The sequence below is a fragment of the Armatimonadota bacterium genome, from assembly GCA_031460175.1.
Taxonomy (GTDB): Bacteria; Sysuimicrobiota; Sysuimicrobiia; order Sysuimicrobiales; family Sysuimicrobiaceae; genus Sysuimicrobium; species Sysuimicrobium tengchongense.
The window spans coordinates 1-15209 of record JAVKGW010000006.1; the positions used below are offsets into that span (position 1 = coordinate 1).

Genomic DNA, 15209 nt, shown 5'->3' on the forward strand with positions numbered 1-15209 from the left:
GGGCCGGTAAAGGCGGCCCCGGTACGGCCGGGCTTCCGGATCCAAGGTGAGGAATTCCTCCAGCCGCTTTTGGGCCGTCTCCGTGAGGGGATAGAGCAGCACGGGCCGTCCGGAGGCGGTCTCCCACACATACCGGAAGCCCACCCGCTCGAAGAAGGGATGGTAGCGGCTCATCTGAGCCACGGTTTCCACCAGGTGCTTTTTCCGCCGCATCTCCGGAATCCGGCGCTCTGCGATCCACCGGAGCGCCCGCCGCACCAGAAGGGCCCCCAGACCGTCCGCCCGGTAATCCGGATGAACCACCACACGGGCGATGCGGGCCGCCGCGGTGTTCACCCGTTCTAGGGCCACCTCCGTGAGAGTGCGCCAGTCCGCCTCCGCCAGTTCTTCCGGGGCCTCGTGTAGGGCCTCCTCCAGGCGGAAGGTGGGGCAGAACCAGGAGGCGGGGAACACCCGCTCGCGGATGTTGGTCTCGATGCCCTTCTGGGTGCGGCGGTGCATGCGGGGAATCGGTGGGTCCACGCGGAGGTAGCCGAGGATACGGGGCTCAAACGGCAGGCGCTCCTCTTGCTCCAGTACCAGAAACCGGCTTGCGGGCGTGGACCCTTTGATCTCCACCAACCGTGTCTCTCCCCCACACGGGCAGGAGGGTTTGCGGTTCGCGCCCTGCACGCGTCCGCAGAACACACCGCCACAGGGCCACCACCTCGTGCTCGCTGGCGTAGTGGAACTGCTCCAGTTCCGCGATGGCCTCGAAGTCCCGCTCGTACATGGCCTCCCGGACCACAAGCCGGTACGCGTACAGGGTCTTCCCGGACCAGCTCATGCGGGGATGGCTCACCTCGTCCCGCCACGGAGGCCAGAGCACCACCCCTTTCCGACGAAGGGCGAAACCCTCAAACTTCAGTATGTCGGTCGTCCCCTCGGTCTCCACCTCCACGACCTCCCCGGACAGGATCCATCGTGCCACGTCTCCGGAGAGGAGCAGGGTGGGCCCGTCCGCGAGTTGGACACGGCCGACCCACCGCCAGAACACCTCACGGGATGCCACGGAGAACCGCATGGCACCTCGCCGGACCGGGGAGGCAGGCCCTACGGTGCGTAAAATGGGGGGCGATGGGATCTGTGCTCCGGCTGCGGGAGATCACGCTCGACCTCGGACGACGGGTCCACGTGGTTGGGATTCTCAACCTGACCACGGACTCCTTCTACGCCAGAGCGCGTCACCCGGAACTCGGAGCCGCCCTGGCCCGTGCCCATGAGATGGCGGAAGAGGGTGCGGACCTCATCGAGGTGGGCGGGGAATCCGCGCGCCCCGGGGAGCCCGTTCCCGCCTCCGAGGAGATCCGGCGGGTCGTTCCCGCCATATTGCGCATCCGGGAGGAGGTGGGGCTTCCCGTGATCGTGGAGACCACGAAATTCGAGGTGGCCCGGGAGGCCCTCGGGGCGGGAGCGGTGGCCATCAACGACGTGAGCGGCCTGGCGGATCCCCGGTTGGCCGAGCTCGCCGGGGAGTTCGGGGCGGGGCTGGTGATCATGCACCGGCGTGGACCCCACAAGATCCCCTACCCGGACCTGCGGTACGGGGACGTGGTGGAGGAGGTCCGGGGATTTCTTGCGCGGAAAGCGGAGCTAGCGCGCGCACGGGGAGTTTCCCGCGACAGGATCCTCCTGGATCCGGGCCTCAGCTTCGACAAGCAGCCCCGCCACGACGTAGCCCTCCTGCTACGTCTTTCCGAACTCCTCGAGCTGGGATATCCCATTTACCTGGCCACTTCCCGGAAGAACTACCTGCGAGACCTTCTGGGGCTTCCCCCCGAAGAGCTCCTCGAGGCCACCGCGGCCGCGGTGGTCCTGGGGATCGAGCGGGGGGCCCGGATGATCCGGGCGCACGACGTGCGGTTCATGGTCCGGGTCGCCCGGACCATGGAGGCGCTCCTGGACCTCAATCAGGCTGCCCAGATGGACGCCCCCGCCGCGGAGTGACGTGTGGTCGTAGGGCGCATGGGGCGTAGGCACCTCGCGCTCGGAGCCCTAGCCGCCTCCTTGGGGCTGAGCCTTGGTGCCGGGATCATCCTGGGCTCCGTTCGGGTGCCCTTCGGGACCGCGGTGCGGGCTCTCCTTCGGGGTCCGGAGGGTGTCGCTCCCGAGGCGTACGCCATCGTGGTGGAGCTGCGGGCGCCCCGGGTTCTGCTGGCGGCGGCGGTGGGGGCGGCCCTGGCTTCCAGCGGCGTCACCTATCAGGCCCTTTTCCGCAACGACCTAGCGGATCCCTACGTGATCGGAGTCTCCGCGGGAGCCGCCCTGGGGGCCGTCGCCGCCCTCTCCCTGGGAGCGGGTGGGCCCTCCGTGCCGGTTGCCGCGTTCCTGTGCGCCATCGCTACGGTTACCATGGCTTTCCGCATCGCCCGCCGCGACGGAGGGATCCGGATGGCGGACCTGTTGCTGGCAGGCCTGGCCCTCAGCGCTCTCCTGACCGCGGCCACTTCCCTCCTCCTCGTGCTCTCTTCCGGAACGCTCCAGCAGGCCCTGACCTGGCTTCTGGGCGGGTTCGGGGGACGGGGCTGGTTCCACGTGGCGTACGCCCTCCCCTACGTGGCCATGGGGTACGTTCTGGTGCAGGTCCGTTGGCGGGAGCTGAACCTCCTGCTCCTCTCGGAGGACGAGGCGTGGTCGTTGGGCGTGGATGTGGTCCGCGCCCGGCGGTGGCTGGTGGGAGGCGCGACCCTCATGAGCGCGGCCGCGGTATCGGTGGCGGGCCTCATCGGGTTCGTAGGGCTCGTGGTTCCGCATCTGGTGCGGCGCCTGTTGGGTCCGGACCACCGGCTCGTGCTCCCGGGCTCGGCCCTGGCCGGAGCCGCGCTGATGGTGGACGCGGATCTGGTGGCGCGCACCGTCGCGCCGCCCATGGAGATCCCCGTGGGCGTGGTTACGGCCTTCCTCGGGGTCCCGTTCTTCCTGTGGCTGCTCCGACAGGGAGGTAAGTAGGCGCCGTGGAGGCGACGGCCGGATTCGAACCGGCGGTCGGGGTTTTGCAGACCCCTGCCTTGCCTCTTGGCTACGTCGCCTCAGCGCTGGAGCGGGCGACGGGATTTGAACCCGCGACCTTCGGCATGGCAAGCCGACGCTCTACCGCTGAGCTACACCCGCGCCCCTCGCACCCCCCATTATAGGGTTGCCCTCCACGCCCTCGCAACGGTAGGGTGACAGGGGGGGCGGGTGGCGAAACCGGAAAACGCGGCGGACTTAAAATCCGCTGGACCGGAGGGTCCTTGTGGGTTCGAATCCCACCCCGCCCACCAGGGCTGCTCACTCCCGGACGTAAGGCCGGCCCACGGTGCTGGGGAAGCGCCTGCGGCCGATGACCACGGCCACCACCGCCAGGGTCAGGGCGTAGGGGATCATGGCCACGAAGTAAAACGGCACCCGCTCCTTCACCCCCGGGGTCACCGCCACCGCGGACGCGAAGCCGTCCGCAAGCCCGAAGAGCAGCGCCGCACCGAGGGCCAGAAGCGGCTCCAGCCCCGCGAACACCACGCATGCGAGCGCGATGAAGCCTCTGCCCGCGGAAATCTCCTTCACCAGCGCCCCGAACCAGCCGAGGGGCAGGAAGGCTCCACCCAGCCCCGCCAGGGTTCCTCCTATGGTGGCGGTCAGGAGCCGCAGACGGTCCACCCGCAGGCCGGCCACGTCCACCGCCTCGGGCCGTTCTCCCACCGCGCGGAGGCGAAAGCCCAGCACGGTACGGTGCAGCAGCAGATGTGCCAGGACCGCGGCCCCCACCGCTCCCAAGGTCACGGGGCTCACCTGGCCGATGGGCGTGCGCAGCCGCGACACCATGAGCTCGTTGGGAAACACATGGATCCCGGGAAACGCCCATAGGCTGATGAGCAGAAACGGTACGAAGCCCAGGGCGAACACGTTGAGCCCGATCCCCGCGATGATCTGATCCGCCCTCCCGTACACGCTCACCGCCCCCAGCCCCAGACCCAACAGTCCCCCAGTCATCGCGCCCCCCAGCAGGCCTACGTACCCACTCCGGCCGAGCTCTGCGAACCAGACTCCGACCGTGGCGGTGAGGAGGAAGATGGCCTCCAATCCGATGTTCACGAGGCCCGCCTTCTCGTTGAGGCACTCCCCCACCGCGGCCAGGGCCAGAGGCGTCATCGCCAGCAGCCCCGTCTCCAGCAGAGAAACCGGAGGGAGGCCCGCCCACTCCAGCAGGCGCCCCGCGGCCACCACCAACACGCCCCCCGCGGCCCACGGAAGCCAGGTACGGCCCCTCACCGGACGAGCCTCCCGCGCAGCAGACTCCACAGCTCCGGGACGGCCATGGCGAGCACGACGATGCCGTTCAGGGCCCGCACCAGCTCGCTCAGCACCCCCACCTCGTACTCCATGAGGCGGCCCCCTTGAACCAGGGCGCCGAACAGGACCGCGGCCAGCACCGAGCCCAGGGGGTGGTTGCGGCCCACCAGCGCGACCCCGATGCCGTCGAAGCCCAGGGTGGTGACGTTTCCCAGGGTGGCGTACAGGGACCACGCGGGGGGTCTGCCGATGACTTGGCTTGCGCCTGCGAAGCCCGCGGCCATTCCCCCGAGGACAAAGCTCAGCACCACCACCCGCTCGGGTCGCACACCCGCGTACCGCGCGGCGTCTGGGTTTTCACCCGCCAGCCTGAGCTCGTAGCCGGCCCGGGTTCCCCAGAGGTACGCGTACACCCCCAGAGCGAGGCCCACGGCCACGAACAGCACCGCGGTGAGGGTGCTCTCCTCGCTCAGTACGGGGTAACGGGCGGTGGGGAGCGCGGGGATGGTCCGCTCCGCGCGGCCAGGTTCCGCGAGGAAGGTGATGGCCAGGTACATGGAGAGGTGCAGGGCGATCCAGTTGCACATGATGGTGGAGATCACCTCGTGGACTCCCCGCCACGCCTTGAGCATCGCGGGAACCAAGGCCCACAGGGCGCCCGCGGTCATGCCCGCCAGGGTGGCCGCCAGCAGGTGCACGCCGGGCGGCAGGGGCAGAAGGCCGGCCACGGAGGCGGCTCCCACCGCGCCCAGGTACACCTGTCCCTCCGCTCCGATGTTGAACAGCCCCGCGCGTACCCCCACCGCGAAGGTGAGGGCCGTGAGCAGGAGGGGCGTTGCGAAGGCCAGGGTCTCCAGGAGGTCCTCCCGGCTTCCGAAGGCGCCCATCAGCAAAGCCCGGTAGGCGGCAAGGGGGGAGTGCCCGAATGCCCAAATGAGAACCCCCCCTGCCAAGAGTCCCACGGAGACCGCGGCTACGGATTCAAGAAGGGGACGGAGAGTGCGCGGCGCCCGCATCGGTACCCGCCCGTACGACTCCTCCCATCAGGAGTCCGATGGCCTCCCGCGGGAAGGCTTCCACAGGCCCCAGGCCGAGAAACTTCCCTTCGTACATCACCGCGAGCCGGTCGCTGAGCTCCAAGACCTCGTCCAGGTCCGCGGACACCAGCAGCACCGCTCGGCCTGCGTCCCGTATCTGGACCAGCAGCTCCCGGATGTACACGGTGGACGCCACATCCAGACCCCGGGTCGGGTGCATGGCCACCACCAGCTTGGGCTCCTTGCTGATCTCCCGTCCCACCAGCAGGCGCTGTTGGTTGCCCCCGCTCAGGCTGCGGACCGGGGTGGTGAGGTCCGGGGCCACCACATGGAAACGACGCACGAGTTCCTGCGCGTAACGGAGGATGGCCGGACGATTCAGCCGGCCCAGGGAGCCCACGAACCGGGGCTCCCGCTGCCGTCCCAGGATGCTGTTCTCCACGAGATCGAATCCCAAGGCGAGCCCGAACCGCACCCGGTCCTCCGGCACGTGCGCGAGCCCCCGGCGGTACAGGGCGAGGGGGTCCTGGCGAGGCATCTCCTCGTCTCCGAAACGGATCTCCCCGGCTTCGGGAGGTCGCAGCCCAGTGAGGGCCTGCACCAGCTCGCTCTGGCCGTTTCCTTCTACCCCCGCGATGCCGAAGATCTCACCCTCCCGTACCTCAAAGGACAGATCGTGCACCGCCACCCGGCCCTGGTCGTCGCGGACCCGCAGTCCCCTGACCGTGAGCACGGGCCTTCCCGGAGCTCTGGGCGTGCGTCGCACCCGGAAGGTGGTCGGTTGACCCACCATCAGCTCCGCCAGCCTCTCCGGGGTGGCCCCACGGGTGGGGAGTTCTCCGGCCACCACCCCTTGGCGGAGCACCACCACCCGGTCGGTGATCTCCAGCACCTCCCGCAGCTTGTGGGTGATGAGCACGATGGCCGTCCCCCTTTCCCGCAGCCTGCGCAGGAACCGGAAGAGCTCGTCCGCCTCCCCGGGCGTGAGGGCGGAGGTGGGTTCGTCCAGGATGAGGACCGAGGTGCCGCGGTACAGGGTCTTGCAGATCTCCACCCGCTGCTGTACGCCCACGGGGAGAGACTCCACGGGGACGTCCAGGGGAACGCTCAAGCCGGTTTCCTCCAGCAACCGCTCCAACCGTTCCCGGGCCGCGTCCTCGGGCAGCGGGCACAGGATCCCCGCTTCCTCCTGGCCCAGCAGGACGTTCTGCAAAGCGGTGAAGGGGGGGACCAGGGTGAACACCTGATGCACCATGCCGATGCCGTACCGGAGGGCGTCCCTGGGATTGCGGAACTGCATGGCCCGGCCGTCCACCCGGATTTCCCCACGGGTCGGCCGCAGAAGCCCCGAGAGGATTTTCATGAGGGTGGTCTTGCCCGCTCCGTTCTCGCCCAGAAGGCCCACGATCTCGCCCGGATGGAGCTGGAAATCCACGCCCCGCAGGGCCACGGTGCCGTCGGGATAGATCTTATGGATTCCCCGCATCTGCACCCGCGGGGTCTGCTCCCTCACGGCGGCCTCGTCCGCGTGCGACACGGACGCGATCCTAGCGCTGGGGCATCTGCAGGGCGGCCGCGGGAAGCGCGCGGGGCCCGGAGCCGAGCTCACTCCGCCAGCGCTCGATGTCCGGCTTGGTGACCACCAGGGGGACGGTGACTTGGCCTTCCCGGATCTTCTTCTCTAGCTCGGCCACCGCGTCCCACACCCACTTTGGCTGGGCGTCCCGCATGGTCTTCACCTTGGACTTGATCTCCGCGGGCGAGGCCGGGAGCACCTTCTTGCGAGTCAGCCGCTCTGCCTGGAGTCCCATGCGGATGAACTCGTCCAGGTCGTCCAGGGTGCTCACGGAGACCCCCTCTACGAGCTGGCCCCCGATGCGGGTCCCGATCCCGAGGGTCACCACTCCCTGCATCCGCCGGACCAGATTCCGGAACTGCCCGTCCCGGACCCATCGGGTGGTGTAGTACACCCCGCGGTCCACCCGCTTCATCATGCTGGCGATCACGAAGCCCGGGTTGATCCAGTCCTGGTTGGCGTCTACCCCGATCCAGAAGGGAGGACCCATGCGCAGCCTCTGGGCCTGCGCGATCTCCTGGACCGCCTGGTTGATGCCGAGCCCTAGAGGTCCCGCGATGTTGAAAACCGCCACCGCGTTCTTCGCGTACATGGCTTTTGCGGCGGCGTAACCCTTGGGGATGTCGCTGAAGGTCCCCGTGTAGGTCCACAGCACGAAGTCCCTGCGATAGGTGAAAGCCTTGTCCGGCCGGTTCTTCGCCAGCCACTCCGTGGCCCAGCGGGCCCCCCACTTGTACCCGATCTCGAACTTCCACAGGACCGGGATCTCGATCCCAAACACGCCGCCGATGTGCGGCTTGGCGTACTGGGCTGCCAGGAGCGCCCCGAGGGCGCCCACCAGGGCGCTCCCCTTGTGCTCCTCGTACACCACGTCCATGAGGTTCGGCAGCGGGTATTGGGCGGGGAACTTCTGCTTCACGATGGACTGGGCGAAGGTGTCGATCCCCACGAAGTTCTTGTCCGGGAACCGGCGGGCCACCTGGGCCAGGGCGTCGCTCAGGAGGAAGCCCACCCCCACGATGAGCCGCACGTCCGGATCCCGGGCCGCCCGGGTGAGGTTCGGGACGTAGTCCGCCTCCACCTTGCTCACCAGTTCCACCATGCGCACCCCGAGGTCCCGCTCCGCGTCCTCGCCTCCTTTGAAGGCCATGTCGTTGAAGCTCAGATCCCCGCGGCCACCTACGTCCGAAACCACCGCAATCTTAAAGGGCCCCGGAGCTGCGTCCGTACTGGCGCCAGGGACCAGCAGAACCGCTGCCACCGCCAGCGCCAATGCGATCCTGGACCACATGTTCCCCTCCCTCCCGCGTGATGCCGGCCCGCAGGCCGTCCTCCAAGAGCTACGGCGTCCGGGCCGGGGCATCCTGCCGCGAGGGCCACGCCCCCGCGGATTGACCCGGACCGGCGCGGGGCCGAGAATGGGCTCGGAGGAAACGCGGTGGGCGGACCGTCCGGTACCGAGCTCGCGCGACGCATCGACCACACGCTGCTGAGGCCTGATGCCACGCCCGCGGACGTGGAGCGGGTGTGCCGGGAAGCCCTGGAGTGGCGCTTCGCCGCCGTGGTGGTCAATCCCTTCCACCTCCCACAGGTGGTCCGGTCCCTGGCGGGATCCGAGGTGGCTCCCTGCGCGGTGATCGATTTTCCTCTGGGTGCCGGGGCACGGGAGGACCGGCGGGCCCAGGCGGAGCATGCGCTGGCCGCAGGGGCGCGGGAGCTGGATGTGGTCCAGCCCGTGGGCCTCCTCAAGGCCGGTCTGGACGACCTGGTCCTGGAGCAGCTGCGGGCGGTAGTGGAGCCCGCCCGTCAGGCGGGCGCTCTGGTGAAGGTGATCCTGGAGACCGCCCTCCTGACCCCCGAGGAGATCGTCCGTTCCTGCCGCCTGGCGGTGGAGGCGGGCGCACACTTCGTCAAGACCTCCACGGGGTTTGGCGTGCCCGGTGCCACGGAGGAGGCGGTTCGCCGCGTGCGGGCCGCGGTCGGCCCGCACGTGGGGGTCAAGGCCGCGGGGGGCATCCGGGACTACGCCACCGCTTGCCGGATGCTGGCCGCGGGCGCCGACCGCATCGGTACCAGCAGCGGAGTGGAGGTGGCGCGGGGAGCGGTGGGCCCACCCTGAAAAGGGTTCTCCCTGAGCTCCTGCGATCCAGTGGGTCCCCTTGTCATGCGCGGACCCAGGTCTAGAATGGTGAAAGCGCCGGCTGCCAGCCGGGATGCACGACACCGATTGGAGGAGTCTCGGTCACAGCCCAGCAGGCCGCAGCGGACGTTCGCGGTCTTCTCCTGGCCTTGAGGTGAGTTCATGCGTCGCCTACTGGTGGACAGCGATGGAACCGCAGACGATCTCCTCGCCCTGCTCATCGCGGCACGGACTCCCGAGGTGGACGTGGTGGCGATCACCGCCGTGGCGGGCGCCGTCCGGGTGTCCCAGGCCACGGAGAACCTGCTTTACGGCTCGGAGCTCGCGGGGCTCGACCGGACCGCGGTCTACTCCGGCTGCGAGGGGCCGCTCGTCCGACCTGCGGTGCCGTTTGACGCCATGTATGGTCGGACGGGTCTGGGAACCTTTACGCCCCCGAAGTCGAAGGGGCGGCCGGAGAGCCCCCATGCGGTGGACGCCATCCTGTCCCTGGCACGGCACTACCGCCGCGACCTCCACGTGGTGTGCCTTGGGCCCCTCACGAACCTCGCGGCCGCCCTCATCCAGTTCCCTCGGCTCGGAGAGGTCCTCGGTCAGGTGTACGTGTACGGGGGAACCCTCCGGGAGGGGAACGTGACCCCCGCGGCGGAGTACAACTTCTACGCGGACCCGGAAGCCGCGGCCCTGGTGCTTCGAAGCGGCCTTCCCCTGACCTTGATCCCTTGGGACACCGCCCGGGCGGCCCTCACCATGCGGCCCCAGGACATCCACCGGATCCGGGCGGGGGGGACCCGGGAAGGCAGGTTCTTCCTGGACGCCACCCGTCCCATGGCGGAGTATTGCCGCCGCACCCTGCGCCTGGCGGGGTCCGTACCCGGGGCGGTGGTGGCCATGGCCGTGGCAGTGGACCCTGCGGTGGTCCTGGAGGAGATCCAGATTCGGTTGGACGTGGAAGCGCACGGGGAGCTTACCCGGGGGGCCGTGGTTGCCGATCCCGCAGGCTTAAGCCGCCAGCCGGCCAACGTGCGCTTGGTGCGCGCCTGTGACGGGGACCGGATCCGGGAACATCTCTTCTCCGCCCTGGGTGCCCCGCCCGTTCCGGAGATCCCCTCGGAGGAGAGCCCTGAGGAAGTGGCGGAGCGTTCTCCGGAGCCCTCCGCGGAATCCCCGCCCGCGTGAGGTGGGGGCAGAGGGGCCAGGGAGGACCACGGATGGCGTGGACGTCCACCCTCCTGCTGCTCACCCTCGGCCTGGGCACCGCGGCGGTGGCGAACCGGTTCCGGTTCGACGCGCGTCTCATCGTGGGGTTTGGAGTCGGCGCAGGACTGTTCCTCGTGATTCCTGGCGTGAGCCGAGCCGTGGTCGCCCTCGCATCCGTGGTGTGGGGAGCGCACAAGGAGCTTCCCACATGGGTTTTCGTGGTCCTGAACGGCCTGCTCGCCCAACTCCTCCAGACCACGGCGGCTCTGGCCCTCGGCGGTGTCGGACGGCCGGGAGCCGGTGGGGTCGAAGGGGCGGGTACGGCGGTGGGAGCCGGGTTCGGCCTCGCCTCGGAGTTCGGGATCCTTCGGGGAGCCTACGAGGTCGCGGAGCTGGGCCTTCCCGGAGGCCCGGGGGTGGGTTGGGCCTTCCTCGGCTCCCTCGGCCGGCTGGCCGCCGGGAGCGCGGTCACGGGACTCAGCGGAGGCCTGATGGCGGAGGGACGGTGGGTCGAGGGCGTCGTGGTGGCCGTGGGAGGTCGCTTGCTCCTGGACCTCGGTCTCCGTTTCCTGGAAGGCCCTGCTCGGGTTGCGGGGGTCACCCTGCTCTGCGCCGCGGTGCTGTTCGGAGGACTAGTGGTGCGGATCCGTTCCCTGGCCTCGCACCAGCGCCGTTGAGGAGGAAGCATGCGGCCGAGGCGGTGGCCTCCCCTCTGGCTCCGGATCCCCGCGGGGACCCGGGATGTGCTGCCTGAGGAAGCGGAGGTGCTCCGCCGGCTGGAGCACCGTTTGCTCGGGCTCTTCGCCCGGTGGGGCTATCGCGAGGTACGGACGCCCGTGCTGGAGTTCCTGAGCACCGTGGAACGGGGAGTCGGGGTTGAGGGGCCGAACGCCCTGTTCGTGCTGGTGGACCGGACGGGGGAGTTGTTGGCCCTGCGGCCGGAGATGACCGTGCCCATCGCCCGCTTGGTGGCGACCCATGGGAAGGGCCGGGCCCGCCTGGCATATGTGGCGGAGGTGTTCCGGGTGCGGGATGTCTCCCGGGGGGAGGAGCGGGAATTCGTGCAGGCGGGGGTGGAGCGGATCGGGGACCGGGGTCCGGATGCGGACGCGGAGGTGGTCGCCCTCGCGGTCTGGGCCCTGCGGGAGGTGGGAGTGGAGGGGTTCCGGATCGGACTGGGCCACGCGGGGTTCCTGCGGGGGCTGCTGGAGGCCGCGGGACTGGATCCAGAGGACCAGCACGCGGCGCAACTCCTCCTCTACCGCCGGGACTTCGTGAGCCTCCAGGGCCTGCTGGAGGGTGCGCCTCCGGCCATCCGGGAGGCCGTCCTGCACCTTCCGTCCTGGCGCGGCCCGGACGCCCTGGAACGCGCGGCCCGGCTCGGCGTCGCCGCGGAGGCGCTGGAGGAGGTGGAGCGCCTACTGGAGGCCCTCCGGCCATACGGGGTGGTCGGAGAGGTGGAGGTGGATCTGGGGCTCATCCGGGACTTCGAGTACTACACGGGGATCGTGTTCGAGGGGTACGCACAGGGCTTGGGTCGCCCCGTGTTGGGCGGGGGACGCTACGACGGCCTGCTGGCAAGGTTCGGAGCGGATCGCCCCGCGGTCGGTTTCGCCCTGCACCTGGATCGGCTGCTTCCCGCGCTTCCGCCTTCCGCACCCTCCGCGGTGCTCTCCATCGTGTACGTCCCCCGGTTCCGAGATCTCGCGGTCCGGCTTGCGCTCGCGCTCCGGAGGGAGGGGATCCCTGCGCTCACGGATCCGTGGCCGCCGCCGGAGGTCCGCGTACCGTGTATCATGTTGGAAGACGAGCAGGCCCGTGTGTGCTCTCGGGAGGGCCGGGAGCGCGTGGTGTTCCCGGAACTCGGCCTGCTGGTCCAGGAGGCAATCGAGGCGTGGAAATCCTGACGGTGGCCATTCCCTCGGGTCGGCTGTTCGAGCCGAGCCTCCGCCGGCTCGAAGCCGCAGGACTTGCTCGACCCACGGTTCCTGGGGATCGGAACTTGCTGCTGAGCTGGCCGGAGCTGGGAACCCGGGTCCTGGTGGCGAAGCCCGTGGATCTGGTGACCTACGTGGAACGGGGAGCCGCGGACTGCGGCATCGTGGGCAAGGACATCCTCCTGGAGCAGAACCACGAGGTGTACGAACTCCTGGATCTGGGGTTCGGCCGGTGTCGGGGGGTGGTGGCCTTCCCTCCGGAGGTCCTCCCCGAGTGGACCCGGCCCACCCGGGCGCTGCGCATCGCCACCAAATACCCGCGCATCGCAGAGCGCTTCTTCTGGGAGCGAAATCGGGCGGTGGACATCATCCACCTGTGGGGATCCGTGGAGCTGGCCCCCCGGGTAGGGCTCAGCGACGGCATCCTGGATCTGGTGATGACGGGACGAACCCTGCGGGCAAACGGGCTCGTGGAGGCGGAGGAGGTGTTTACCAGCACCGCCCGGCTGGTGGTGAACCGGGTGGCCCTTCGGGCCAAGGCGGGCCGGATCCAGGAGCTATTAGAGCGGCTCCGGGGGAGCAAGGGCGTTTTCGTGGAGCATCCCTGATGCGAATCCTGCGCCTGTGGGAGGTCCCGCCCGCGGAACTGCGCCGCCTACTGAGCCGATCCCAGGGTCGGGTGCTCTCCGAGGAGGTCACCCGCCAGGTCCGGGCCATCCTGGAAGACGTCCTGTCCCGGGGGGACGAGGCGGTCCTCGAGGCCACCCGCCGTTTCGACGGGGTGGAACTCTCCCGGGAGCGCCTATGGGTGGACCGCTCGGAGATTCGGGCGGCCTACGAACAGGTGGATGCGGGCGTGCGGGCTGCCCTGGAGGCCGCCATCGCCCGGGTGCGTCGGTTTAGCGAGTGGCTGCGGCCTCCCCAGGAGCAGGTGGAGGAGCTGGAGCCGGGTCTGCGGGTCGGGGTGCGCATCACCCCCCTGGCCTCCGTGGGGGCATACATCCCCTCGGGGAAGGGCAGCTTCCCCTCCACGGTGGTGACCATGCTCGGTCCCGCGGTGGTGGCGGGCGTGGAGGAGATCGTGCTCCTCGTGCCGCCCCGTCCGGGAGGGTCCGTGGATCCCGCAACCCTGGTGGCCGCGGACCTTTTGGGCATCGAGCGGATCCATCGGGCCAATGGACCCGCGGGCATCGCGGCCCTGGCGGTAGGGACCGCCACCATCCCCAAGGTGGAGGCGGTGGTGGGACCCGGGAACCCGTACGTGGTCGCCATGCAGATGCTGGTGCAGACCCTGGGCGTGCGGATGCTGGCGCCGTTGGGCCCTACCGAGATCGCGGTGTTGGCGGACCACGAGGCGGATCCGCGGCTGGTGGCCCTGGACCTCCTCAACGAGGCCGAGCACGGAAGCGACTCCGCGGCCCTCCTCATCACGCCCTCCGAGCAACTCGCCCAGGAGGTCCACGCGCGCCTGCAGACCCTGGTGGAACGCCTCCCGGAACCCCGCCGTACCTACGCCCGGGATGCCCTCTCCGATCTCGGGGGGATTCTCGTCACCCGGGACCTGGAGGAGGCGGTGGCCTTCGTGAACCTCTACGCTCCCGAGCACCTGGTGATCCATGCCCGGGAGGCGTGGGAGCTGCTGCGCGGGGTGCGGCATGCGGGGGAGATCCTCCTGGGACCCCACACGCCGCCGAGTGCCGCCAACTACGCCATCGGGGTCCCCGCGGCCCTGCCCACGGGCGGCGCCGCCCGGTTCACCTCCGCGGTCACCGTGTGGACGTACCTGAAGATCTCCTCCGTGGCCCAGCTGGACGGGAAAGCCCTGGCGCGGCTGCGGCCGGTGGTGGAGCGCCTGGGGCACTACGAGGGGTTCCCCGCCCACGTGATGAGCGTGCAAGAACGGGGAGGTCTTGAGCCGTGAGGGGAGTCCGCGCCCGCCCCGAGATCCAGGCCCTGCCCGAGTACCGGCTCCGGGGGCGGCAGGGCGAGGTGAAGCTCAACCAGAACGAGCTGCCCTACGACCTCCCGGAGGAGATCAAGCGGGAGGTGGTGGAGGCCTTGGTCCAGCGGCCGTGGAACCGCTATCCCCCCATGCGGGCGGAACGGCTGCGGGAGCTCCTGGCGGCCACGAGCGGTCTCAGGGAGGACCAGATCGTCCTCGCGAACGGCTCCAACGAGGCCCTTCTGGCCCTGCTCCAGGCCTTCGCGGCGCCCGGCGTGGTGGTGCTGCCGCAGCCAGGCTATTCCATGGCTCGCCCTCTCGCGGTGGTGGCGGGGGCGGAGGTGCGGGAGATCCCGCTTCGGCCGGACCTCACCCTGGACCCCGAGGCGGTCGTTACGGCGGCCCGTGACGCCCGCATGATCTTCCTCGCGTCTCCCAATAACCCCACGGGACGGGCCGTTCCCCGGGAGGAGATCGCCTGGATCGCGGCACGTACCGAGGCCCTGGTGGTGGTGGACGAGGCATACTGGGGCTTCTTCCCGGACCACGCCCGCAACCTGGTGGGAACGCCCGAGTACGAGCGTCACACCGCGGTGGGGTTGCTGGGAGAATTCCCCAATCTGGCGGTGGTGCGCACGGCCTCGAAGGCCTTCGGACTCGCGGGCGCCCGGGTGGGATGGGTGATGGGGAGCCGGGAGATCATCTCTGCCCTCCTCCGGACCCTCCCACCGTACAACCTGGATGCGTTCGCCCAGCTCGCGGTGGAGGCGGTGGTCCGGCGTCCCGATCTCGTCCGGTCCCGCGTCGCGCGGGTCGTGGCGGAGCGGGAAAGGGTGTTCACGGAGCTCCGGACCATGGGGGTGCGGGTCTACCCCAGCGACGCCAACTTCCTCCTGTTCCGGTGCAGGGACGCCGCCGTGGTCTTCGAGCACCTGGCTGCACAAGGAGTTCTGGTGCGGGACGTTTCCCATTACCCGCAGCTGGAGGGATGTCTCCGGGTCACCATCGGGACCCCGGAGGAGAACGAGAGGTTCCTCACCGCCCTCCGGACGTGCCCGGAGGTGTGAGG

Annotated in this window: 15 protein-coding genes and 3 tRNA genes; 10 read left to right on the plus strand and 8 right to left on the minus strand. The window is 69.8% G+C overall.

What is annotated here, in order from left to right; translation table 11 throughout:
• Positions 1-618, minus strand: a 618-nt coding sequence (locus tag QN206_08795) for a GNAT family N-acetyltransferase (protein ID MDR7614904.1), incomplete at its 3' end; no start/stop codon positions are given.
• The gene (locus QN206_08800) at positions 548-1063 is read right to left on the minus strand and encodes a hypothetical protein (GenBank protein ID MDR7614905.1); all 516 of its coding nucleotides are present in this window, start codon (positions 1061-1063) and stop codon (positions 548-550) included. The genes QN206_08795 and QN206_08800, both read right to left, overlap by 71 nt.
• A gap of 53 nt (positions 1064-1116) precedes the next feature.
• Between QN206_08800 and folP the strand changes: the two genes are divergently transcribed.
• Both folP and QN206_08810 read left to right on the plus strand, forming a co-directional pair.
• A complete protein-coding gene (gene folP / locus QN206_08805) occupies positions 1117-1986 on the plus strand; it encodes a dihydropteroate synthase (GenBank protein ID MDR7614906.1) in 870 nt (289 codons plus the stop codon).
• 18 nt (positions 1987-2004) lie between these two features.
• On the plus strand, positions 2005-2988 hold the full coding sequence (locus QN206_08810; GenBank protein MDR7614907.1) for an iron ABC transporter permease: 984 nt from the start codon (positions 2005-2007) through the stop codon (positions 2986-2988).
• Positions 2989-2994: 6 nt separating this feature from the next.
• Here QN206_08810 and QN206_08815 read toward each other — a convergent pair.
• Both QN206_08815 and QN206_08820 read right to left on the minus strand, forming a co-directional pair.
• A tRNA-Cys gene (locus QN206_08815) sits at positions 2995-3068 on the minus strand.
• Positions 3069-3075: 7 nt separating this feature from the next.
• Positions 3076-3150 (minus strand) — tRNA-Gly (locus QN206_08820).
• Positions 3151-3213: 63 nt separating this feature from the next.
• Between QN206_08820 and QN206_08825 the strand changes: the two genes are divergently transcribed.
• A tRNA-Leu gene (locus QN206_08825) sits at positions 3214-3302 on the plus strand.
• Between the two features lie 7 nt (positions 3303-3309).
• On the opposite strand, the gene QN206_08830 is transcribed toward QN206_08825, so the two are convergent.
• From QN206_08830 to QN206_08845, 4 genes are read right to left on the minus strand one after another with little or no spacing between them, the layout of a single operon-like run.
• Positions 3310-4287 (minus strand): ABC transporter permease, encoded by a 978-nt coding sequence (locus tag QN206_08830; protein ID MDR7614908.1) that lies wholly within the window; start codon positions 4285-4287, stop codon positions 3310-3312.
• Positions 4284-5324, minus strand: a complete 1041-nt coding sequence (locus QN206_08835) for an ABC transporter permease (protein MDR7614909.1) — start codon at positions 5322-5324, stop codon at positions 4284-4286. The genes QN206_08830 and QN206_08835 overlap by 4 nt, the downstream gene beginning before the upstream one ends.
• The gene (locus tag QN206_08840; protein ID MDR7614910.1) at positions 5290-6858 is read right to left on the minus strand and encodes an ABC transporter ATP-binding protein; all 1569 of its coding nucleotides are present in this window, start codon (positions 6856-6858) and stop codon (positions 5290-5292) included. Before QN206_08840 ends, QN206_08835 begins: the two co-directional genes overlap by 35 nt.
• A gap of 34 nt (positions 6859-6892) precedes the next feature.
• A complete protein-coding gene (locus tag QN206_08845; GenBank protein MDR7614911.1) occupies positions 6893-8212 on the minus strand; it encodes a BMP family ABC transporter substrate-binding protein in 1320 nt (439 codons plus the stop codon).
• A gap of 147 nt (positions 8213-8359) precedes the next feature.
• Between QN206_08845 and deoC the strand changes: the two genes are divergently transcribed.
• From deoC to hisC, 7 genes are all read left to right on the plus strand, one after another.
• Positions 8360-9040, plus strand: coding sequence for a deoxyribose-phosphate aldolase (deoC, locus tag QN206_08850; GenBank protein MDR7614912.1), 681 nt, complete (start codon positions 8360-8362; stop codon positions 9038-9040).
• A gap of 183 nt (positions 9041-9223) precedes the next feature.
• A complete protein-coding gene (locus tag QN206_08855) occupies positions 9224-10240 on the plus strand; it encodes a nucleoside hydrolase (protein MDR7614913.1) in 1017 nt (338 codons plus the stop codon).
• A gap of 32 nt (positions 10241-10272) precedes the next feature.
• Entirely contained in the window at positions 10273-10938 is a 666-nt protein-coding gene (locus QN206_08860; protein ID MDR7614914.1) for a hypothetical protein, read from the plus strand.
• A 9-nt stretch (positions 10939-10947) separates the two neighbouring features.
• Positions 10948-12168, plus strand: coding sequence for an ATP phosphoribosyltransferase regulatory subunit (gene hisZ / locus QN206_08865; GenBank protein ID MDR7614915.1), 1221 nt, complete (start codon positions 10948-10950; stop codon positions 12166-12168).
• Positions 12156-12806 (plus strand): ATP phosphoribosyltransferase, encoded by a 651-nt coding sequence (hisG, locus tag QN206_08870; GenBank protein ID MDR7614916.1) that lies wholly within the window; start codon positions 12156-12158, stop codon positions 12804-12806. The genes hisZ and hisG overlap by 13 nt, the downstream gene beginning before the upstream one ends.
• Positions 12806-14119, plus strand: coding sequence for a histidinol dehydrogenase (gene hisD / locus QN206_08875; GenBank protein ID MDR7614917.1), 1314 nt, complete (start codon positions 12806-12808; stop codon positions 14117-14119). Before hisG ends, hisD begins: the two co-directional genes overlap by 1 nt.
• A complete protein-coding gene (gene hisC / locus QN206_08880) occupies positions 14116-15207 on the plus strand; it encodes a histidinol-phosphate transaminase (GenBank protein ID MDR7614918.1) in 1092 nt (363 codons plus the stop codon). Before hisD ends, hisC begins: the two co-directional genes overlap by 4 nt.
• Positions 15208-15209 lie beyond the last annotated feature (2 nt).